Source organism: Rhizobium quercicola (assembly GCF_021168455.1).
GTDB classification, from domain to species: domain Bacteria; phylum Pseudomonadota; class Alphaproteobacteria; order Rhizobiales; family Rhizobiaceae; genus Ferranicluibacter; species Ferranicluibacter quercicola.
Window position 1 is genome coordinate 95,679 of sequence record NZ_JAJOZR010000006.1, and the last position, 19,179, is coordinate 114,857.

Consider the following 19,179-nt stretch of genomic DNA (forward strand, 5'->3'; position numbering starts at 1 on the left):
GCGGAGGATCGCGGGCTAACGCGCGCTTCACGTCTGCGCGAGAACCGGCGAAATTCCCTGTCGAAGCGGTGCGGATCCCGGTCATCTTCTTGCGCGAACGCCCGAATATTTTTACAGATCTGTCGCTGACGACGCGAGCCAAACATGGCCGCGTCGCGGGACGGGCCCCTGCCCTCGTCGTCCTGCGCCACGCGCCGCGGACCCCGAGCCGGGACCTCGAACGACGGGAGAGCCCCAAGCAGCATCACGCGCGGGTCGGGAGGCCCGCCTCCCCCCGCGTCCCAAGGAGACGGACATGACATTGAAGACCATCACGGCGGCGCTCGCCGCCACGCTCGCCTTTTCGCCGCTTGCCGCAACGCTGGCCCATGCCGACATCACCATCGGCCTCGTCGCACCGCTGACCGGCCCGGTCGCGGCCATCGGCGCGCAGATCAAGAACGGCGCGGAAACCGCTGTCGCGGAGCTGAACAAGAAGGGCGGCGTCAATGGCGAGACGCTCGTTCTGAAGATCGCCGACGATGCGGGCGAGCCCAAGCAGGGCGTGTCGGCTGCCAACCAGCTGATCGCCGAGAATATCCGCTTCGTCGTCGGCCCGGTTACCTCCGGCGTCTCGATTCCGGCCTCCGTCGCCTTCGCCGAGAACGGCACGCTGATGGTCACGCCCACCGCGACCTCGCCGGAACTGACCGCGCGTGGCCTCACCACCGTTTTCCGCACATGCGGCCGTGACGACCAGCAGGCCGACGTCGCCGCGAAATATGTGGTCGAGAATTTCAAGGACAAGAAGATCGCGATCCTTAACGACAAGGGCCAGTACGGCAAGGGCCTTGCCGACGCCTTCAAGACTTCGCTGAACGCCGCCGGCATCACGGAAATCTTCAACGATGCGCTGACGGCCGGCGACAAGGATTTCAGCGCTCTCGTGACGCGCATGAAGGCGGAAGGCGTCGAGGTTCTCTACTTCGGCGGCTACCACCCGGAAGCGGGCCTTCTGGTGCGCCAGATGAAGGATGCCGGCATGAGCGTGCAGCTGATCGCCGGCGATGGCCTGTCGAACAGCGAATTCATCGCCACCGGCGGCGATGACGCCAACGGCACGATCTACACCAACGCCGCCGACGCACTGAAGAGCGCCGACAGCAAGGCCGCAGCCGACGCGCTGACCGCCCGCAACATCCCGGTCGAAGCCTTCACGCTCAACGCCTATGCCGCCGTCGAAGTCATCGCCGCCGGCATCGCCAAGGCCGGCAGCAAGGACGACGCCGAAGCCGTCGCCCAGGCCCTGAAGGACGGCACTCCCATCAAGACCGCCATCGGCGACCTCACCTATGGCGAGACCGGCGACCTCACCTCGCAGAGCTTCTCCGTCTACAAATGGGAAGGCGGCAAGACCGTCGCCGCCGAGTAATCCGGCCTACGACCGATCCGCAGCGGGCGCCGACACGGCGCCCGTTTGCGTTTCGGGCCATGGTCCCGTTTCCGCGATCGGCACGCGCTCAGCGCCTATTGTCTTGCCGCAACGTCCGCCATCGAAACGATTTCGCTTCGGCGGGACATGCTTTAGCGGGACCTAAGATAATCGTCCGTCGTCGTGACCTCGGCATAGCCGTAGGCGAGTGCGGCCATGAAGGCGGCGTGGACCTTGGCGGCCGGCACGGTCTCGCCCCGAAAGACGAGGTCGCGCGTGGCGCACGCGTCCTCAATGACGGTGAGCGCGTAGCCGAGATCGGCAGCCGCGCGTGCGGTCGCATCGATGCACATGTGGCTCATGGCACCGACGATCGTCACGTTCACGATGCCCGCCGCCTTCAGCAGGGCATCGAGCTCCGTCGCGCGAAAGGCGTTCGGATGCGCTTTCACGACGACAGCCTCGCCCTCTGCCGGCGCCATCGCGGGGACGATCTCGGCACCCTCCGTCCCCGCGACGAAGAAGGGCGAGCCCTGCGGGCTTTCGTGGCGCACATGGATCACGAGATCCTGCGCGTGCCGGGCGGCGGCGAGCACCGCCGCGGCGCGCGGGATGGCAGCATCGATTCCCGTGAGCGGAAACCGGCCAGAGGCCAAATAGTCCTTCTGCAGATCGACGATGATGATGGCGCGTTTGCTCATGCTGTGTTCTTTCCGATGGAGGGGCTAGACTAGCGCGCCCGGAGGTTGGACAAGAGTGGCGGGATCGACAGATATCGGGGCGATATGGACAAACATGCGTGTATGGTCGAGATCGGCATTCTCGGATATGCGGGCGCGCAGGCGGCCGCTCGTCTCGGCATGACCGATCTTCTGATCGCCGCGAACGGCATCGCCGGTCGGGCGCGTGCGCCCGGACAGCCGCAGTTTCGCGTGACGCACTTGTCTCTGGAGGCGGGGCGATCCGAACCCGGCCGAACCTTCGATACCGACCCTGAGGGTGTCGGCCATCCCGCCGTGATCATCCTGCCGCCGGGGCTCGGCGAACCCCTGGCGGCGCCGGAGGCGAGGATCCATGCCGACTGGCTGACCCGGCAGCATGCGCAGGGCGCGATCCTGTGCTCGATCTGCAAGGGCGCCTTCCTGCTCGGGGAAACGGGCCTGCTCGACGGCCGGCCGGTCACGACGCACTGGAGCTACGAGGAGCCCTTGATGGCGCGGTTCCCCGCGATACGGCTGAACACCGACCGTCTTATCATCGATGACGGCGACATCATCACGGCCGGCGGCATGATGGCCTGGATCGACCTCTGCTTGATCCTCGTTTCCCGCTTTCTCGGCCCGGCCGTCATGATGAACACCGCGCGGGCCTTTCTGGTCGATCCGCCCGGACGGGAGCAGAGCTTCTACAGCCCGTTCTTCCCGCGCCTGCATCATGGCGACGGGGCCGTGCTCAAGGTTCAGCACTGGCTTCAAGCCACTGGCGGCGCCGAGATGCGTCTGTCGGTCCTCGCCGGTCATGCCGGGTTGGAAGCGCGCACCTTCACGCGCCGGTTTCAGAAGGCGACCGGACACACGAGCGGCGACTATGTGCAGCGCCTGCGCGTGACGCGGGCGCGCGACCTGCTGCAGCTGACGCGCGACCCGATCGACGCCATCGCGTGGGCGGTGCATTACGCAGATCCCGGCGCCTTCAGAAAGGTCTTCACCCGCATCGTCGGTCTCTCCCCGGGCGAGTATCGCCAGCGCTTTCGCGTGACGGCGGCATAGGCTTATGGCATCCCTCCCGAATCGATTCCGGTTCGCGGAGTTTTGCCGTAAGAGACGGACCAACCGGCATTTGGAGGCCATGACGTGAGCAATGACTGGAACAAGGGTGTGTCGCTAGCGCTGGAAGGACCCGGCATGTTCACCACCATCACCAACAATCAGCAGGCATCCTGGGCGCTCATCGAAGACTGGCCTCTGGAGGACGGCGAAGCGCTGGACGCGGCGCTCCTGACCCTGGAGGCGGCGATGAAGGGCAAGAAGTCGGCCGAAGCCGCCCGGCTGTCGTTCATTGCCGCCGCCCATGAGGCGGGCATCGAGATCAGGGAGTAGCGGTTCCGCCCGCACCGAGCGCGCCCGAGAGCCGGCGAGCCGTCTCTCGCGGTCATGCGACGGCCATCCGGACGCAGGCCGCTGCTCCCTTCCGGGGGAACGACGCTAGCGTGTGATCCGGGCCAATCCTTTCGCAAGGATGACGCCCGTCGGCCGGCCGGTCGGGGAGCCGCCCGCCGGCTCCAGGGTCAGCTCGTAGAGCTGGCTGTCGCGCGGCAGGGGCAGGCCGGATCCGGCAGCAGCATGCCCTTGCAGGCGCACCGAGCGGGCATCCTCGATCAGCCCGAGCGAAACCGGGCCGCGTTCGGGCGACGGCAGGGTCCAGACCTCGATCGTCTTGTCCGCGGGCACCGTAAAGTCCGCCAGCAGCCGGACGGCCGCCGTCTCGTTGCCGAAATCCTCCACGATCGCCTGGATCTCGCCGGCCTCGTTGACGAGAACCGCCACGACGAGCGGCTCGACGGTGCGCAGGAGGTTGAACGACAGCGCCACGGCCAGAAGCACCGCCGCAGCCAGCGCCGCAAGCGCCGTCGCCCGCCACCGCCGCCCGCCCGGGCTGTTGTCGTTGGCCGTCGGCCGGCGCGTTTCGGCCGATGCAGCGCCCTGCACCGGCAGCGCGGCGTCGATGCGGCTCCACAGATCGTCACCGACGACGGCAGGGTCGGCCGTATCGTCCAGCGGCAGGAACCGGTCCCGGCTGGCGGCGATGGCCGCCTTGAGGTCGGGATCGCGGTCCATCTCGGCCTCGACCTGCCGCGCCTCCGCCGGCTCCAGCAGTCCGAGCACATATTCGTCGGCCATGGCGGCGATCTCGGTCCGGTCCTTGCTCATGCCATGCACTCCCGCAATGCGGAGAGGCCGCGCCGGATCCAGGACTTCGTCGTGCCGAGCGGGATACGCAGCTGGCCGGCGATCTCGCCATGGGAATATCCGCCGATATAGGCCATGAGAATGCCGCGCCTCTTGGTGTCGTCGAGGGCGCCCAGGCAATCGTGCAGCCGGGAGGTCCGATCGAGCCGGTGCCATGCGGCCATCACGTGATCCACCTGATCGCGCTCGCGCAGCCCCTCGACATCCTCGACCGTATATTCCCGCCTGCCGTCGCGCAGCAGGTTGAGGGCGCGGTTTCGCACGATGGCATAGATCCAGCCGCGGGCGGAGCCGCGATCCGGCCGGTACTGATGCGCCTGCGTCCAGATGCGGATGAAGCTGTCCTGAACCACCTCTTCGGCCAGATCGCGCCGCCGCACGATGCGCTCGGCAATCGTCACCAGCCGGCCGGCCTCCCGATCGAAGATGCTGCGCAAGGCCGTGCGATCCCCCTGCGCACAGGCGGCAAGGGCCGTCGTCAGATCGTCCGGCGCTGAACCCGTCACCATGCAAACCCTTTTCCCGTCACCCGCACCGTCGGTGCGTCCCGACATACTCTACCCGCCGGAACGCCGGAATGGATGCGGCCGGCAAATTTTTTTCGATGGCCTGCATCCAAACGGGTCCTCTCCGGTGTCTTCACCACAGGAAGCATCGTCATCCACGCCGAGATGCCTTCTCAACTGGATCAACACACGGGAGATTTCCATGAAGACCGTTCGTTTTGCCCTGCTCACCTCCACCCTCCTCGTCGCCAGCGCCGGCAGCCTTCTCGCCGCGCCCGTCCTCGGCCTGACCGGCGACAAGACCCTCGTCCTGTTCGACACGGAGAAACCCGCCGTCACGAAGAGCATGGACGTCACCGGCATCGACAAGCTCGTCGGCATCGATCTTCGTCCGGGAACCAAGACCATCATCGGCGTCACGCCGGAGCACGAGATCGTCTCGATCGATCTTGAGACGGGTGCCGCGACGTCTGTCGCCAGGATGGACAAGATGCTGACGATGACGGCCGCGCCCGTTGTGGTCGATTTCAACCCGATGGCCGATCGCCTGCGCTTCATGACCGGCACCACCAACCATCGCGTCCACCCCGATACCGGCGCCGTCACGGTCGATGGCACCCTCGCCTTCGAGGACGGCGACATGCACAAGGGCGAGACGCCGGACATCGTCGCGGCGGCCTATACCAATTCGATCGGCAAGCCGGAGAAGACGGCGATGTACAACATCGACGCGACGATCGGCGCCCTGATCCAGCAGACGAAGCCGAACGACGGCACCTTGAAGGCCATCGGCAAGCTCGGCCTGAAGGACAAGCCGGCCACCTATGCCTTCGATATCCAGGGCATGGAGAACGGTGGAAACGCTGCCTATCTCGCCGCCGGCAAGACGCTCTATACGGTCAACCTGGAAACCGGTGCGGCGACCGAAGTCGGTGCGATCACGGGCCTCGACGGCGATCTGCGCGATATCGCGATCCTGCCGGCGATGTAAGGCTTTGGCAGACCGGTGCGGCCGTGCCGATGCGCGGCCGCACTTCCCCCCGTCGTCTACAGACGGCGAATGCGGGGACCCGCATCCGCCGTGCCCGGCACGGCGACGGAGGCACGCTCCACCAGCTGCGTCGGCAGGATCAGGCGGCGCGGGGCGCATGTCTCGCCGTTCAGCCGCTCGATGAGCATTCTCGCCGCCGCCTCTCCCATGTCGTAGACGGGCTGGCGGACGACCGTCACCGATGGCGTCGTCACCGCCGTCCATGCGGCATCGTGGAAGGTGACGAGCGACAGCGCATCGGGCATGGCGATGCCCTGCTCGCGCGCGATCTTGAAGATTTCCAGCGCGATGAGGCTGTCCGAGGCGATGATGGCGCTGGGGGGCGTGGCCGCGCCCAGCAGGTCGATCGTCAGGCGGCGCGCCGCATCGGAGGTGTTCGCACCGAGCCGCACCCATCGCGGCATATCCGCTATGCCGGCCTGCGCGCCGACCTGCAGGAACCCCTCGATCCGCTCGCGCACCGACGCCGTCAGGATGTCGCGCGTGTCGCGATAGAGATGCGTCGGCGTATCGCAGGCCGTGACATAGGCGATGTGGCGATGGCCGCGCTCGACCAGCAGACGCGTGACGGCTTCCGCCGCCTGCCTGTCGTCCGCCGTGACGCTGTCGACGGCCAGGGCGGCGATGGCGCGATCCAGAAGAACCAGCGGCCGGCCGGCGTGCCCGATGTCTTCGAGATGGCCGATCGCGCTGTCCTGCGCCGGGGAGACGATCAGGCCGTCGACCCGCTTGGCCACCAGCGTCTCGATCGCCATGCGCTCGGCGGCGACATCCTCGCCGGAATTGGCAAGCACCACATTGAAGCCGCTCGCGCGCGCCGCATCCGAAATGCCGCGGACGGCCGAGCCGAAAAACGGGTTCTCGATATCCCCGACGACGACGCCGATCGTTCCCGACCGGCCGGTGGTCATGCTGCGGGCCAGTTCGTTGGGCCGATAGCCGAGCGCCTGCGCGGCCTGCATCACCGTGTCGCGCGCCTTGTCGCTCACGGTGCCATAGCCGCCGAGCACGCGTGCGGCGGTGGCTTTCGACACCCCCGACAGACGCGCCACGTCGGCCACGGTCGCGGCAGTCGTTTTCGGCTGAGCTTCTTTCATCCGCCCAGCTTTACAAGAGATATTGACGACGGGTCAACGCGTATATATCAATCGTGAAAGCGCAAAGAGACCGGTCTCTTTCAAGAAGAAACCGGTCTCACGCTCATGATAACGAGATTGGCTCATGACATCACGGTCATGGCGGAGGGAGATCCTCTGTCTGGCGACGCCGCGGCGTGTCCTGCAAAGCCGATCCGCCCCAACCCCAGAGACGGAGAACCATCATGACGATTTCAGCTGTGTCCAAACCCTCGCTTTCGGCCCGCCTGCGGCAGGCGGCCGTCGCCGCCACGCTCGCTTTCACGGGCGCCCTTTCCACGACGGCGCTTGCCGCCGAGAACCCCTATGGCCTGATCGACCCGCAGACCATCAGCGTCGGCACTATGGGCGATGCCAAGCCCTACACCTTCACCACGGTCGATGGCGGCTTCACGGGCTTCGACATCGAGTTGTTCCTCGACGTCGCCCGGCGCATGGGGTTCACGAAGGAACAGGTGATCTTCACCGGCCAGGAGTTCTCCGCCCTGATGCCGTCCGTGGCGAACGGCCGCTTCGACGTCGCGGTCGCCGCCATCGGCACGACGGACAAGCGCAAGCAGACGGTCGATTTTTCCGACGGCTATCTCGCCGGCTACCTTTCCATCGTCACGCCGGAAGCGGCCATCACGGATGCCGCCGCGCTCAAGGGCAAGCGCCTCGGCGTCGTGCAGGGCACACTGCAGGAGATCTACGCCGAAAAGACCTTCACCGGCACCGATCTCGTCAAGTTCCCGGACAACAATTCCGCGATCTCCGGACTGAACAACGGCACCGTGGACGCGCATTTCCTCGACTACGAGGCCGCCAAGGACTACACGGCGCGCTATCCCGCCCTGAAGGTCGCCATCAACATTCCGAGCTTCGACGCCCCGGCCGGCTTCGTCATCCGCAAGGGCAACGACGCGCTGCGCACGGCCTTCAACACGGCGCTCCACGACGCCATGCAGGACGGCACCTGGAAGACGCTGTACGAAAAGTGGTTCCCGGGCTCGCCGATGCCGGACGCCTACCTCCCCAAGAAGTGACGCCTGAACCCGGTCGCATGTCGCGGCCGGGTATTCACCTGCCGCCGCCCGGCATTGCGTGTGCCGGCGGCGGCTGGAGACACGCTGAAGGAAGACTGCATGACCTGGTTCGACAATATCAGCCGGAGCTTCTTCGATTGGACCGCGATGGCCGAGGTTCTGCCGACGATGATCACGGTCGGGCTCAAGAACACCCTCATCCTTGCGGCCGCATCCACGGTCTTCGGCGTCGTCATCGGCATGATCCTCGCCATCATGGGCATATCGCGCTCGGCCTGGCTGCGCATTCCCGCCCGGCTCTACACCGATATCTTCCGCGGCCTTCCCGCCATCGTCACGATCCTGCTGATCGGCCAGGGCTTCGCCCGGATCGGGCGGGACCTGTTCGGCCCCTCGCCCTATCCGCTCGGCATTCTCGCGCTCAGCCTCATCGCCGGGGCCTATATCGGCGAGATCTTCCGCTCGGGCATCCAGAGCGTCGATCGCGGGCAGATGGAGGCGTCGCGGGCGCTCAGCATGAGCTATTCCCAGGGCATGCGCATCATCGTCGTGCCGCAGGGCGTGCGCCGGGTGCTGCCGGCGCTGGTCAACCAGTTCATCGGCAATGTGAAGGATTCGAGCCTCGTCTACTTCCTCGGCCTTCTCGCGTCAGAGCGCGAAATCTTCCGGGTCGGCCAGGATCAGGCCGTCGTCACCGGCAACCTCTCGCCGCTGCTGCTGGCCGGCATCTTCTACCTCGTCATTACCGTGCCGCTGACGCATGTGGTCAACACCATCGATAACCGCCTGCGGATCGGCAAGCAGAAGACGACCACGGTGGCGAGCGGGCTGGAGGAAGTCTCCGAACTCGACCGCGCGCAACAGGCCCGGGACACCAGCGCCGGCTTCAAGGGCGGCAGCATCGCGGTGCGCGATTTGACCATGGCCTATGGCGAGCTCGACGTGCTGAAGGGCGTCGATCTCACCGTCCGGCCGGGCAGCGTCACCTGCATCATCGGCCCGTCAGGCTCCGGCAAATCGACGCTGCTGCGCTGCCTCAACCGCCTCGTCGAGCCGAAAGGCGGAACGCTGCTTCTCGACGGCGACAGCATTCTCGCGATGAAGCCGGAGACGCTGCGCCGGCGCGTCGGCATGGTGTTCCAGCATTTCAATCTCTTTCCCGATCACACCGCCCTCGACAACGTCATGCTGTCTCTGACCCGGATCAAGCATATGCCGCGCGGCGAGGCCGAGCGCATTGCCAAGGCCCGGCTGGCCGATGTCGGCCTTGCCAGCCGCCAGCATCACCGGCCCGGCGGCCTGTCCGGCGGCCAGCAGCAGCGCGTCGCCATCGCCCGGGCGCTGGCCATGGAGCCCGAAGTCATCCTGTTCGACGAGGTCACGAGCGCGCTGGATCCGGAGCTGGTCAAGGGCGTGCTCAACCTCATGGCGGATCTCGGCGGGCGCGGCATGACCATGGTCGTCGTCACCCATGAAATGGGCTTTGCCCGGCGCGTGGCCGATCAGGTCGTGTTCATGGACGAGGGCCGCGTGGTGGAGGCCGGCACGCCGGCGCAGATCTTCGACGACCCGCAGAGCCCGCGCCTGCGCCGCTTCCTGGCCGAAGTGCTGTGACGCGCAGACCATCAGAAGGCCGCCGCTTCCCTTCGCCGGGGTCCCGTTTCCATTCCATCCGCAAGCAGTGAAAGACACGTTCCATGTCCGACAACACCATCTCATCCGCCGTCATCATCGGCGCCGGCATCTTCGGCGTCTCGACCGCCGTGCAGCTTCTGCGGCGCGGCGTTTCCGCGACCCTCGTCAATGACGGCCCGGTCGCCAACGGCGCATCCGGCCGCTCGCTCTCCTGGCTGAACTCCGCCCGCATGCGCTCGAACCCCTATCACCTGCTGCGCATGGCGGGCATCGACCGCTACAGAACATTGTCGAGCCGGATCGGTCCGGTCGACTGGCTCCGCTTCGATGGCGGCCTCACCTGGGATGCGGATGACGCGACCAACGAGATCGCGGCGGCCTATGCCCATGAAGTCTCGCTCGCCTACGACGCGCAACATCTGGCACCTGGCGCGGTAGAGGCGGCGACGCCCGGCGTCGATGCCGCGGCCATCACGGGACATGCGGCGATCTTCAATCCCGGCGAGGGCTGGGTCGATCTTCCCGCGCTGATCGCCCTGCTGCTGGCCGAGTTCGACACCCTCGGCGGCACGCTCGTCACCGGGCAAGGCAGCGCCCGCGTGCTCGTCGAAAACGGCCGCGCGGCCGGCGTCGAGACGACGGCGGGCGTGCGGCACGGCGCGGATGCCGTGCTGATCGCCACCGGCCCCGCCGTGCCGGCCATGGCCGCCGAGCTCGGCGCGACGATCGCCGACGGCACGCCGGTCGCCCTTCTCCTGACGACGAAGCCGATCGACCATCCGCTGAAAGCCGTGCTCAACACGCCGCGCGTCGCCGTGCGCCCGGCCCCGGGCGGCGCTTTCGTCATCGATGCCGACTGGGCCGCAAACGAGGTCGTCCCGCAGGCCGACGGCACCTATGCGGTGAAGGACACGACCCTGTCGGGCCTTCTGGCCGAGGCGTCCAAAGTTCTCTCCGGGCACCCCCGGCTGGAGCTCGCGTCCTACGCTGCCGGACGCAAGCCCATCCCGGCCGATGGCGATCCGGTGCTCGGCCGCCTCCCCGGCATCCCCGGCTGCCATGTCGCCTTCAGCCACAGCGGCGCAACCCTCGGCCTCATCGTCGGCGAACTCACCGCCTACGAAATGGCAACCGGCCAACGCCACCCCCTCCTCGAAACCTTCCGCCCGGAGCGCTTCGGCGCCTGACGGGAGGAACGCGCGATTCGCGAGCGATACGACTTGCCATTTCCGCGAGACACCGTCGATCACCCGGCACGCTCGCAGCGCGCGTAAGGCCCTTGGCCTTCACGTGCGCTGCGACAGAACTTTTATCGGGTCGCGACATGTTCGGCGCCGGCGTCCCGCAGTGCGGCCTGGGCCTTGTCGATATCGTCGAGTGCGAGATCGACGGAGACGAGCAGCCGGCCTCCGAGTGCCGCATCCGTTCGCACGCCGTCGCCGTCCGGGTTCTCGACGTCGCCACCCGAAGGCTTCGTTCCCGCGGTGTTGTCGGCCCCCGCCGCCTCCACGAAGACATCGCTGCGGTCGATGCCATATTGCTGGACGAGATGTTCGATGGCGCGATCGGCGGCCTCGCGGGTGTCGAAGGTGGCGGTAAGGGTTTTCACATTGTCGCTGGACATGCATCGTCTCCTGTTGCGTCCCCGGGGGAACGACGGGAGGCGTCGGTGGTTCCCGCGCGACGGCGGAGACGCCGCCCGCGCTTCGCTCGTCTCCGTCGTGCTGGGAGACTACATCGGTCGTTTTCCCAGGTTCCTGGCATGGTCATCGCACCGCAACGACACATCCTGAGCGATAGATGCGCACTCTCTTAAGTAAAATCGACAGTCGAAAGCGACGGAACATTCGGCAGGGGAAAGGGTTTTCGATCCGAGACCTGAAACATGGTCTGGGAATAAAGGACCAACACATGAAAAAGCTTTTCCTCGCCACGGCTATTCTTGCCGCATCCGCATTCGGCGTCAACGCCCAGACGACACCGGCACCGTCGGCCAATGGCGACACCCCGGCCGTCGCGACCCCTGAGAGCGGCAATGTCACGGCACCGGTCGAAGGCGCCAACTCGTTCACCGAAGCCCAGGCCAAGGAACGCATCGAGGCGGCCGGCTACACCGAACTTGACGGTCTGATGCTCGACGACAAGGGCATCTGGCAGGCGAAGGCCATGAAGGACGGAAAATCGGCAGCGGTTTCCATGGACTATCAGGGCAACATCGTCTCGAAATAACAGGCGCTCTGCGCTGGAAGGTACGTATCATGAAGACCGTTACAGGACTGTTCGACGACTATAGCGATGCAAGTGCCGCCGTGAGCGCACTGGAAGCCCGCGGCATCCATTCCGACAATATCAGCATCGTCTCCAACAATGCCGACGGCCGCTACAAGGATGGCGACCATGACAGCAATGCGGCCGAGGGTGCCGGAACCGGCGCCGGCATCGGTGCCGTGGTCGGCGGTGCCGGGGGCCTGCTCACAGGTCTCGGCATCATGGCCATCCCCGGCGTCGGCCCCGTGGTCGCAGCCGGCTGGCTGGCGGCAACGGCGCTCGGCGCAGTAGCGGGTGCCGCGGCCGGCGGTGCGACGGGCGGCCTGATCGGCGCGCTGACCTCGTCGGGCGTCGATGAAGACCATGCCCATGTCTATGCCGAAGGCGTGCGCCGCGGTGGCACGCTCGTCACGGCCAAGGTCGATGACGCGCTCCATGCGGAGGCGGAAGCCATCCTCAAGAAGTCGAATTGGGTCGATCCCGTCGAGCGGCGCAACGCCTATTCCGAACAGGGCTGGACGAAGTTCGACGACACGGCAGCACCTTATGGCGCGACCGAGGTCGAGGAAGAGCGCGCGCGCTATCCGCGTCGCACGCTGTAATCAGGCGTCATTTCGTCAAGGCAAAGGGCTGGAGCAATCCGGCCCTTTCGCCATGCCTTGCGTCCCGTGGCAGCACTCGGGCCCGTCCGGCGCGCGCGATTCTCGCCGCGACGCCTTGCCTTCGCCGGGTTCGCTCTCTATCTCATGTCCACCACCAAAAAGCTCGAGGCTCATGCTCGCTTTGCGAGATCCTGACCCTGCGCGCATGTCTCCCGAAGGATAATGCCTTGACCACGATCGAAAAACCGTACGAACCCGTCGCCTTTGCCAAGAAACACCGGATCTCCGTGGAAGACGCGACCGCCATCCTGAAGCAGGCCGACGGCAACAAGAAGCTGGCAGACAAGGAAGGCCGCCGCGTCGCCGTCTGAGCGGCCGAAGCCTTCCAGAGGGCCGTGAGCGTTGCGTTCGCGGCGAGGCCCTCTCACCCGCGATCATCGTGGGTGACAGCGGGGAACCTGCGCGGACCGGAAGACCCCGTCGCGCCCCGCCGCTGCCACAAAACCGACCCTTCCCGCGCTAGCGATCGCCCCGCAACGAGGAATCGATGATGCGCCTGCCCCTACCAAACCTCCCCCTTCTCAGCCTGCCCTTGCTCACCCTTCCCCTCCTGATGGCGGCACCCTCTGCCCATGCATCGTCCGACGACGCCTGGGCGAAGCTGAACCTCACCGTCGCCCAGACCTGTGCGGCGGCGAGCGGGCTGAAGCATGCGCATGTCTCCGAGATCGTCGCGTTCGACGATACGCTCGGCAAGGTGGCGACGCTGGTCAGCGGCGTCTTTCCGCAGAAGGCGCTGAAGGGCGCGCATGGCAAGATGCTCTGCATCTTCGACAAGACCTCGGGCAAGGCCTGGATCGACGAGGCCAAGGGCTGGAGCGCGCCCGACCTGCGCTGATCGCCAAAAATGGAGCCGGAGCCTGACCGGAAACGATGCGCACGGGCGGCGATCCCGAAGCCCGTGCCGCAAGACCTCAACACCAGAAGGATCACCCCATGAAAGCTGTCACCCTGTCGCTTGCCGCGCTTGCATCTCTCGGCCTGTCCGCGGCGTCCCGGGCGGCCGACCAGGACTTTACGCTGACCTACCATGTCGAGCGTCTTCCCGCGGCAAAGCTGAGCATCGAGACCTGCGGCAGCGTCGTTTCCGGCGTTGCGCAGAGTGCCGGCCTGAGCGCCGCGCTCCAGAGCTTTCCGGGCCAGCTCGTCACCGTACAGGGCGGCACCTCCGGCAGCGGCGCCTTCGTCGTGCAGTGCATCGCGGTCGATGCGACGACGGTGGCGGTGGTGCAGGGGTTCGATTACCGCAGCACGAAGGGTCCGCTCGGCGATGCGGCGGACCAGATGATCGCCGCCGTGAAGGCGCAGGCGCAATAAGGCGCAGAGGTCTTTCTCAAACCTGAAAATGCCGCCTCATGCCGTCCCGTCGGATGTGTCGGCGAGCACGCAGGCGAGCAGGCCCGGAAAGCGGGCCTCGAGATCGTCCCGACGCAGGGTCAGCCGGCGTCCCCGGCCGGCGGCCGCGTTGTGGATGATGCCCGCCTCGCGCAGCACCTTCATGAGATGCGACTTGGTCGATTTCGGCGTCGCGGCGTCGGAAGGATGGCATTGGGCCATGTCGAGCGGGCCCGCAGCAAGCTGCCGCACAATCGCCAGCCGCTCGGGATCGCTGAGCGCGAAGAGCACCTGCGTCAGTTTGAGGTCGCCTCGGTCGGGATGCGGGAGGGGCGCGATATCGGACGTCATGGTTCGAATTTAGTTGAACCGAGACCGCTTTGCCAGTAGAGATGTGTTCGAAAAATCTCGAACCGTCAGGGGCCTCATGACCGACGTGCTGCGCAAGACGCCGGCAGAGACGCGCGCCGGATTCCGCATCACCCTTGCCGGCATGGCGGTGATGATGGCCGGCGCCAGCGCGCCCTCGCCGTTTTATCCCACGCTCCAGCAGGAGATCGGTTTCACGTCGATGACGCTGACCGCCGTTTTCGCGGTGTACACGGTCACGCTGCTGGCGGCGCTGCTCGTCATGGGATCGCTGTCCGATCATGTCGGCCGGCGGCCGGTCATTTCGGCGGGCTTCGCGCTGATGGCGGTCAGCCTTTTTCTGTTCTGGCACGCGCAGGACGTCGGCAGCCTCGTCGTCGCGCGCATCCTGCAGGGCATTGCCGCAGGCCTGCTCCTGTCGACGCTGTCGGCCGCCGTCGTCGATTTCGAGCCGGGAGACAAGCCTGGCAGCGCCTCCGTCTGGAATTCCGTCGTGCCGCTCAGCGGGCTGGCCGTGGGGGCGCTGGTCGCGGGGCTGCTGATGGATGCGACGTCGGGGGCGAAGGCGAGCGTCTTCGGCGCGCTGGTTGCCGGCTCCGCGCTCTTTGCCGGTCTCATCTGGTGCGTGCCGGAAACCGCGCCGCGCCATGAGGGCGTCTGGGCGTCGCTGCGGCCGCGCATCGGCGTGCCCGCAGCCGCGGCCACGGCCTTCTGGCGCAGCGCGCCGGCCGTCATCGCCGGCTGGGCCACCGGCGGGCTCTATCTGGCGCTGGGCGCGCCGCTGGTGCGCCACGTCTTCGGCGCGCAGGACCATACGAGGCAGGCGATCGTCATCGTCATCCTCTGCGGTGCAGGTGCGGCCGCCTGCTATGTCGCGCGCGGCCGCTCGTCGCGCAGCGTCACGCTGTTCGGCACCTCCGCGCTCGCGCTCGGCACCACGCTCACGCTCGCCGCGATGGTCTGGACGTCCCTCCCCGCCTATCTCCTGGCCCTCGTCGTCGCCGGGGCCGGCTTCGGCACCTGCTTTTACGGCGTCCTGCGCTCCGTCGTACCGGTCGTGCGCCCGCAGGAGCGCGGTGAGCTCTTTGCCGCCCTATTCACGCTCAGCTATCTCGCCTTCGGCCTGCCGACCCTTCTGGCGGGCGTCGCCATCGGTGCCTTCGGTCTCGCCCCCACGGTCCTCGTCTATGGCGGGCTCATCGTGCTCTTCTCGTCCGTTGCGGGGCTGCTGCGGCGGTTCGGCACGCGGGATTGAGCCCGTCGCGGCGGCCGTCGCGCCTGTGGGCGCCGATGTCGTGACCGCACTGGCCTTCGCCCTGTCCGGGGCGTAGAGAGGAAGACCCCCACCCGAACGCCCGCATCACCGCGCCGGCACGGATACCCGGTCGATGATGACACAGAAGACACGCGGCTACCTTTACGTTCTCCTCGCCGTGACGATTTTCGCGGGGCAGGATGCCTTCTCCAAGCTGCTCGGGGAAAAATACCCGCCAATCATGGTCGTCATGGTCCGCTTCTGGGCCTTCGCCGTGTTCGTCATGATCATGGCCGCCTTCGCGCCGGGCGGGCTGCGGCGCGCCTTCGTCACGCGGCGGCCGGTTCTGCAGGCGTTTCGCGGCGTGCTGCTGGTCGGCGAGGTCGTCATCGTCGTCTTTGCCTTCGTCACGGCAGGCCTCGCCATGAGCCAGTCCATCCTGCAGGCGACGCCGCTGATCGTGACGGTCCTGTCCGTGCCGCTGCTCGGCGAGAAGGTCGGCTGGCGGCGCGGCCTTGCGGTGGTCGCTGGCCTCGTCGGCGTGCTCGTCATTCTCGATCCGCTGTCGGTCGCGTTCGATCTTCGCCTGCTCGTCCCGCTCGTCGCCGCCTTCATGTACGGCTTCTACAGCATCGCGACACGCGCGGTCAGCCGGGACGATTCGGCCATGACGAGCGTTCTGTATGCCGGCGTCTTCGGCGCGCTGGCGGCAACCCTCGTCGGCCCGTTCTACTGGACGCCGATCGCCCCGGCCGACTGGCCGGCCATGATCGCGCTCTGCATCTGCGGCGCCACCAGCCACTATTTCCTCATCAAGGCCTATGGCCTGCTGACGGCCGTCGAGGTGCAGCCGCTGACCTATCTGCAGCTCGTCCTCAGCGGCGGTGTCGCGGTCCTGTTCTTCGGCGAAACGGTGACGGTCAACATGATCGTCGGCGCCCTCATCGTCGTCGGCGCCGGGCTTTTCACCGTCTGGCGCGAGCACCGGGTCGGCCTGCGGCCAGAGCCCGCAGCAGACATCTAGAGCCTGTCTTTGCCGCATTGTCCGGCGCCGCATCGTCCGACACCGAAGCGATGTCGCTTTGGAGGGGCATTCTAGCGCGGCGCGGCGAGAAGTCCGCCCGCCAGCACCCGGAAGGCCTCGATCGCGTTCGGCAGCACGCGCGCCGCATCGTCGCTGGCGGCGACCCAGAGGGCCGCGTTGAGGGCGGCGCCGCTGAGAAGCCGGGCGGCCGCCTCCGGATCGACCGGCTTGACGATACCGTCCCCGATCAGCCGCTCGATCGCGCGCTGCGTCACCTGCAGGCAGCTGTCCTGGCTCGGCCATTTCGACGGATCGCCCAGCACCGCCGGCCCGTCGAGAAGCACGATGCGCTGCACGTCGGGGTCGAGCGACATCTCGATATAGGCCGTTCCCTCCGCCAGAAGGCCCGCCCATTCGTCCTCCATGCCGGCGCCGATCGCCTGCGCGCGCGCCGCCATCTCGCCGTCGATCTGATCGACGACGGCGGCCAGCAGCCCCTTCTTGTCGCCGAAATTGTGGTAGAGCGCGCCCCGCGTGAGCCCCACCTCCGCCGTCAGCTCGTCCATGGAGGCTGCCGCATAGCCCTTGTCGGCAAAGGCCCGCCGGCCGGCCGCGATCAGCTTGGCCCGGTTCTCCTCCATCGTCTGTGCCCGTGATCTCGCCATCTCACCCCTCATTTCACATACGGCGCGTATCTTGAATTGACATACGCGCCGTATGCGACTATCTCTCTGCATACGCATCGTATCTGAAAACTGGCGCGACCGGAAGCCGGCCGCCGCAACCCTTGAGGATCTCCCCCATGACCGCACGTCAGGCCATCATGCCCGCAGACCGCCATGCGCTCTATGAGAAGCACGGCTACTCCGCCGCCATCCGCTCCGGCGAGCTTCTGTTCGTCTCCGGCCAGGTCGGCAGCCGCCCGGACGGCTCGCCCGAGCCCGACTTCTCAGCCCAGGTCGAACGCGCCTTCGAAAACCTGAAGGCGACGCTGGCCGCTGCCGGCTGCACGCTGGACGACGTGCTGGACGTGACGACGTTCCACACCGATCCCGAACGCCAGTTCGACACCGTCCTGCCGATCAAGGCGCGGCATTTCGACACGAAGCCCTACCCCGCCTGGACCGCCCTCGGCGTCACCTGGCTTGCCGGCTTCGATTTCGAAATCAAGGTGATCGCCCGCATTCCCTGAGCTGCAAAACGCGCAGGAGCCGGCGCCCGTCGCAACGGGCGCCGGCTCTTGAAGCCTTGGGCGCGTCAGACCTGCGCCAGTCCACCGTCCACGAACACCTCGGCACCCGTCATGAAGCTGCTGTCGGCGGAGGCGAGAAAGGCGGCGACCGCACCGGTCTCGGAGGCGTCTCCCACGCGGCCGAGAACGGTCGTCGCGCCGATCGCGTCCATGCCGTCCGCGCCCAGCACCTCCTGCGCCAGCTCGGTGGAGATCGGCCCCGGCGACATCACGTTCACGCGGATGCCCGTGCCGCGCAGGTCGAGCGCCCAGCTGCGCGCCAGGTTGCGCACGGCCGCCTTCGTGGCGCTGTAGACGCTGAAGGCCGGCGTGCCCTTCACTCCGGTGCTGGAGCCGGTCAGGATGATCGAGCCGCCGGCGCCCATCAGCGGCAGCGCCTTCTGGACGGTGAAGATCAGCCCTTTGACATTAAGGCCGAAGGTCTCGTCCACATGCTCGGGCGTGATGCTGCCGAGGGCCGCGAAGGCACCCGTGCCGGCATTGGCCAGCACGATGTCGAGCCCGCCCCGTTCGGCTTTCACCGTTTCGTAGAGGCGGTCGAGATCGGGCAGATGGGTGACCGAACCCTGCACGGCGCGTGCCGAAGGCCCGAGCTGCGCCACCGCCGCATCCAGCATTTCCTGTCGCCGGCCGAAGATGTAGACGAAGGCGCCTTCCTCGATGAAGCGCTTGGCGGCTCCGAGCCCGATGCCCGTTGCGCCTCCGGTGATGACGGCGGTTTTCCCTGAAAGTCTGGTCATGATGTGCTCCTTGGTTGAGACCACTCCAAGGTGGCCAGCTGCACACCGCTTGACAAGTATGCACCTTTTGGTAAGTACCTCTCATGACCACGGAAACGCAAAAACGACCGACGCCCGAACCCGCCACCTGCACGCCCACGCTGCCCGGTTTCACCTGCGGACTGGATGCCACGCTGCGCGTGATCGCCGGCAAGTGGAAACCGCTGATCCTCTATTTCGTCGCCCAGGACGGCCCGACCCGCTATGGCGCCCTGCGCCGCGCCGTGCGCGATGTCAGCGACAAGATGCTGATCCAGCATCTGAAGGAACTGGAGGCCGACGGCCTCGTGAAGCGCACCGACTACAAGGAAATCCCGCCGCGCGTGGATTACAGCCTGACGCCGCTCGGCCACAGCCTTGCGCAGGCGCTCGTGCCGCTCTGCACCTGGGGGACCGAAAACATGGCCGAAGTGGCCCGCGTCTTTGCCGAACGCGACGCCATGGTCCTGCCGGAGGAGGCCGGACGCGCGCGGCAGGACGGCTGATACCGCCGCCGACGAAG

At 66.9% G+C, this 19,179-nt stretch carries 24 protein-coding genes; 16 read left to right on the forward strand and 8 right to left on the reverse strand.

What is annotated here, in order from left to right:
- The first annotated feature begins 295 nt into the window (after nucleotides 1-295).
- On the forward strand, nucleotides 296-1,411 hold the full coding sequence (locus tag LRX75_RS10575) for a branched-chain amino acid ABC transporter substrate-binding protein (RefSeq protein WP_231814160.1): 1,116 nt from the start codon (nucleotides 296-298) through the stop codon (nucleotides 1,409-1,411).
- Nucleotides 1,412-1,563: 152 nt separating this feature from the next.
- On the opposite strand, the gene LRX75_RS10580 is transcribed toward LRX75_RS10575, so the two are convergent.
- Entirely contained in the window at nucleotides 1,564-2,112 is a 549-nt protein-coding gene (locus tag LRX75_RS10580) for a cysteine hydrolase family protein (RefSeq protein ID WP_231814162.1), read from the reverse strand.
- A gap of 84 nt (nucleotides 2,113-2,196) precedes the next feature.
- Here LRX75_RS10580 and LRX75_RS10585 point away from each other — a divergent pair, with 84 nt between their 5' ends.
- Together LRX75_RS10585 and LRX75_RS10590 are read left to right on the forward strand one after the other, a co-directional pair.
- On the forward strand, nucleotides 2,197-3,180 hold the full coding sequence (locus tag LRX75_RS10585) for a GlxA family transcriptional regulator (protein WP_231814164.1): 984 nt from the start codon (nucleotides 2,197-2,199) through the stop codon (nucleotides 3,178-3,180).
- A gap of 84 nt (nucleotides 3,181-3,264) precedes the next feature.
- Nucleotides 3,265-3,510 (forward strand): DUF982 domain-containing protein, encoded by a 246-nt coding sequence (locus tag LRX75_RS10590; RefSeq protein ID WP_231814166.1) that lies wholly within the window; start codon nucleotides 3,265-3,267, stop codon nucleotides 3,508-3,510.
- A 105-nt stretch (nucleotides 3,511-3,615) separates the two neighbouring features.
- Here the strand turns inward: LRX75_RS10590 and LRX75_RS10595 are convergent, their stop codons facing one another.
- Together LRX75_RS10595 and LRX75_RS10600 are read right to left on the reverse strand one after the other, a co-directional pair.
- Nucleotides 3,616-4,341 carry an anti-sigma factor gene (locus LRX75_RS10595; protein ID WP_231814168.1) on the reverse strand — a complete coding sequence of 242 codons (726 nt, stop codon included), beginning with the start codon at nucleotides 4,339-4,341 and terminating at the stop codon, nucleotides 3,616-3,618.
- Entirely contained in the window at nucleotides 4,338-4,889 is a 552-nt protein-coding gene (locus LRX75_RS10600) for a sigma-70 family RNA polymerase sigma factor (RefSeq protein WP_231814170.1), read from the reverse strand. Before LRX75_RS10600 ends, LRX75_RS10595 begins: the two co-directional genes overlap by 4 nt.
- A gap of 199 nt (nucleotides 4,890-5,088) precedes the next feature.
- Here LRX75_RS10600 and LRX75_RS10605 point away from each other — a divergent pair, with 199 nt between their 5' ends.
- On the forward strand, nucleotides 5,089-5,877 hold the full coding sequence (locus LRX75_RS10605; protein WP_231814172.1) for a DUF4394 domain-containing protein: 789 nt from the start codon (nucleotides 5,089-5,091) through the stop codon (nucleotides 5,875-5,877).
- A gap of 56 nt (nucleotides 5,878-5,933) precedes the next feature.
- Here the strand turns inward: LRX75_RS10605 and LRX75_RS10610 are convergent, their stop codons facing one another.
- The gene (locus LRX75_RS10610; RefSeq protein WP_231814174.1) at nucleotides 5,934-7,034 is read right to left on the reverse strand and encodes a LacI family DNA-binding transcriptional regulator; all 1,101 of its coding nucleotides are present in this window, start codon (nucleotides 7,032-7,034) and stop codon (nucleotides 5,934-5,936) included.
- 224 nt (nucleotides 7,035-7,258) lie between these two features.
- On the opposite strand from LRX75_RS10610, the gene LRX75_RS10615 reads away from it, so the two are divergent.
- From LRX75_RS10615 to LRX75_RS10630, 3 genes are all read left to right on the forward strand, one after another.
- On the forward strand, nucleotides 7,259-8,098 hold the full coding sequence (locus LRX75_RS10615) for an ABC transporter substrate-binding protein (RefSeq protein ID WP_231814176.1): 840 nt from the start codon (nucleotides 7,259-7,261) through the stop codon (nucleotides 8,096-8,098).
- Between the two features lie 99 nt (nucleotides 8,099-8,197).
- The gene (locus LRX75_RS23285) at nucleotides 8,198-9,712 is read left to right on the forward strand and encodes an amino acid ABC transporter permease/ATP-binding protein (protein WP_269456158.1); all 1,515 of its coding nucleotides are present in this window, start codon (nucleotides 8,198-8,200) and stop codon (nucleotides 9,710-9,712) included.
- 83 nt (nucleotides 9,713-9,795) lie between these two features.
- Nucleotides 9,796-10,920: an NAD(P)/FAD-dependent oxidoreductase gene (locus LRX75_RS10630; RefSeq protein WP_231814178.1), complete on the forward strand. Its 1,125-nt coding sequence runs from the start codon at nucleotides 9,796-9,798 to the stop codon at nucleotides 10,918-10,920.
- A gap of 122 nt (nucleotides 10,921-11,042) precedes the next feature.
- On the opposite strand, the gene LRX75_RS10635 is transcribed toward LRX75_RS10630, so the two are convergent.
- A complete protein-coding gene (locus LRX75_RS10635) occupies nucleotides 11,043-11,357 on the reverse strand; it encodes a hypothetical protein (RefSeq protein ID WP_231814180.1) in 315 nt (104 codons plus the stop codon).
- A gap of 287 nt (nucleotides 11,358-11,644) precedes the next feature.
- Between LRX75_RS10635 and LRX75_RS10640 the strand changes: the two genes are divergently transcribed.
- From LRX75_RS10640 to LRX75_RS10660, 5 genes are all read left to right on the forward strand, one after another.
- Nucleotides 11,645-11,962, forward strand: coding sequence for a PepSY domain-containing protein (locus LRX75_RS10640; RefSeq protein WP_231814182.1), 318 nt, complete (start codon nucleotides 11,645-11,647; stop codon nucleotides 11,960-11,962).
- 29 nt (nucleotides 11,963-11,991) lie between these two features.
- The gene (locus LRX75_RS10645) at nucleotides 11,992-12,603 is read left to right on the forward strand and encodes a general stress protein (protein ID WP_231814184.1); all 612 of its coding nucleotides are present in this window, start codon (nucleotides 11,992-11,994) and stop codon (nucleotides 12,601-12,603) included.
- A 227-nt stretch (nucleotides 12,604-12,830) separates the two neighbouring features.
- Complete coding sequence (locus LRX75_RS10650; protein ID WP_162743140.1) at nucleotides 12,831-12,974, forward strand: hypothetical protein; 144 nt, start codon at nucleotides 12,831-12,833, stop codon at nucleotides 12,972-12,974.
- A 176-nt stretch (nucleotides 12,975-13,150) separates the two neighbouring features.
- Nucleotides 13,151-13,501: a hypothetical protein gene (locus LRX75_RS10655; RefSeq protein ID WP_231814186.1), complete on the forward strand. Its 351-nt coding sequence runs from the start codon at nucleotides 13,151-13,153 to the stop codon at nucleotides 13,499-13,501.
- Nucleotides 13,502-13,599: 98 nt separating this feature from the next.
- Nucleotides 13,600-13,980 carry a DUF6180 family protein gene (locus tag LRX75_RS10660; RefSeq protein WP_231814188.1) on the forward strand — a complete coding sequence of 127 codons (381 nt, stop codon included), beginning with the start codon at nucleotides 13,600-13,602 and terminating at the stop codon, nucleotides 13,978-13,980.
- Between the two features lie 36 nt (nucleotides 13,981-14,016).
- Here LRX75_RS10660 and LRX75_RS10665 read toward each other — a convergent pair whose 3' ends face one another.
- Nucleotides 14,017-14,349: an ArsR/SmtB family transcription factor gene (locus LRX75_RS10665; RefSeq protein WP_231814190.1), complete on the reverse strand. Its 333-nt coding sequence runs from the start codon at nucleotides 14,347-14,349 to the stop codon at nucleotides 14,017-14,019.
- A 76-nt stretch (nucleotides 14,350-14,425) separates the two neighbouring features.
- Here LRX75_RS10665 and LRX75_RS10670 point away from each other — a divergent pair, with 76 nt between their 5' ends.
- Both LRX75_RS10670 and LRX75_RS10675 read left to right on the forward strand, forming a co-directional pair.
- Nucleotides 14,426-15,622, forward strand: coding sequence for an MFS transporter (locus tag LRX75_RS10670; RefSeq protein ID WP_231814192.1), 1,197 nt, complete (start codon nucleotides 14,426-14,428; stop codon nucleotides 15,620-15,622).
- Between the two features lie 136 nt (nucleotides 15,623-15,758).
- The gene (locus LRX75_RS10675) at nucleotides 15,759-16,646 is read left to right on the forward strand and encodes a DMT family transporter (RefSeq protein WP_231814521.1); all 888 of its coding nucleotides are present in this window, start codon (nucleotides 15,759-15,761) and stop codon (nucleotides 16,644-16,646) included.
- Nucleotides 16,647-16,717: 71 nt separating this feature from the next.
- Here the strand turns inward: LRX75_RS10675 and LRX75_RS10680 are convergent, their stop codons facing one another.
- Entirely contained in the window at nucleotides 16,718-17,311 is a 594-nt protein-coding gene (locus LRX75_RS10680; protein WP_231814194.1) for a TetR/AcrR family transcriptional regulator, read from the reverse strand.
- Between the two features lie 137 nt (nucleotides 17,312-17,448).
- Between LRX75_RS10680 and LRX75_RS10685 the strand changes: the two genes are divergently transcribed.
- Nucleotides 17,449-17,838, forward strand: coding sequence for a RidA family protein (locus LRX75_RS10685; protein WP_231814196.1), 390 nt, complete (start codon nucleotides 17,449-17,451; stop codon nucleotides 17,836-17,838).
- Between the two features lie 65 nt (nucleotides 17,839-17,903).
- On the opposite strand, the gene LRX75_RS10690 is transcribed toward LRX75_RS10685, so the two are convergent.
- On the reverse strand, nucleotides 17,904-18,638 hold the full coding sequence (locus LRX75_RS10690) for an SDR family NAD(P)-dependent oxidoreductase (RefSeq protein WP_231814197.1): 735 nt from the start codon (nucleotides 18,636-18,638) through the stop codon (nucleotides 17,904-17,906).
- An 83-nt stretch (nucleotides 18,639-18,721) separates the two neighbouring features.
- On the opposite strand from LRX75_RS10690, the gene LRX75_RS10695 reads away from it, so the two are divergent.
- A complete protein-coding gene (locus LRX75_RS10695; protein ID WP_231814198.1) occupies nucleotides 18,722-19,162 on the forward strand; it encodes a winged helix-turn-helix transcriptional regulator in 441 nt (146 codons plus the stop codon).
- Nucleotides 19,163-19,179 lie beyond the last annotated feature (17 nt).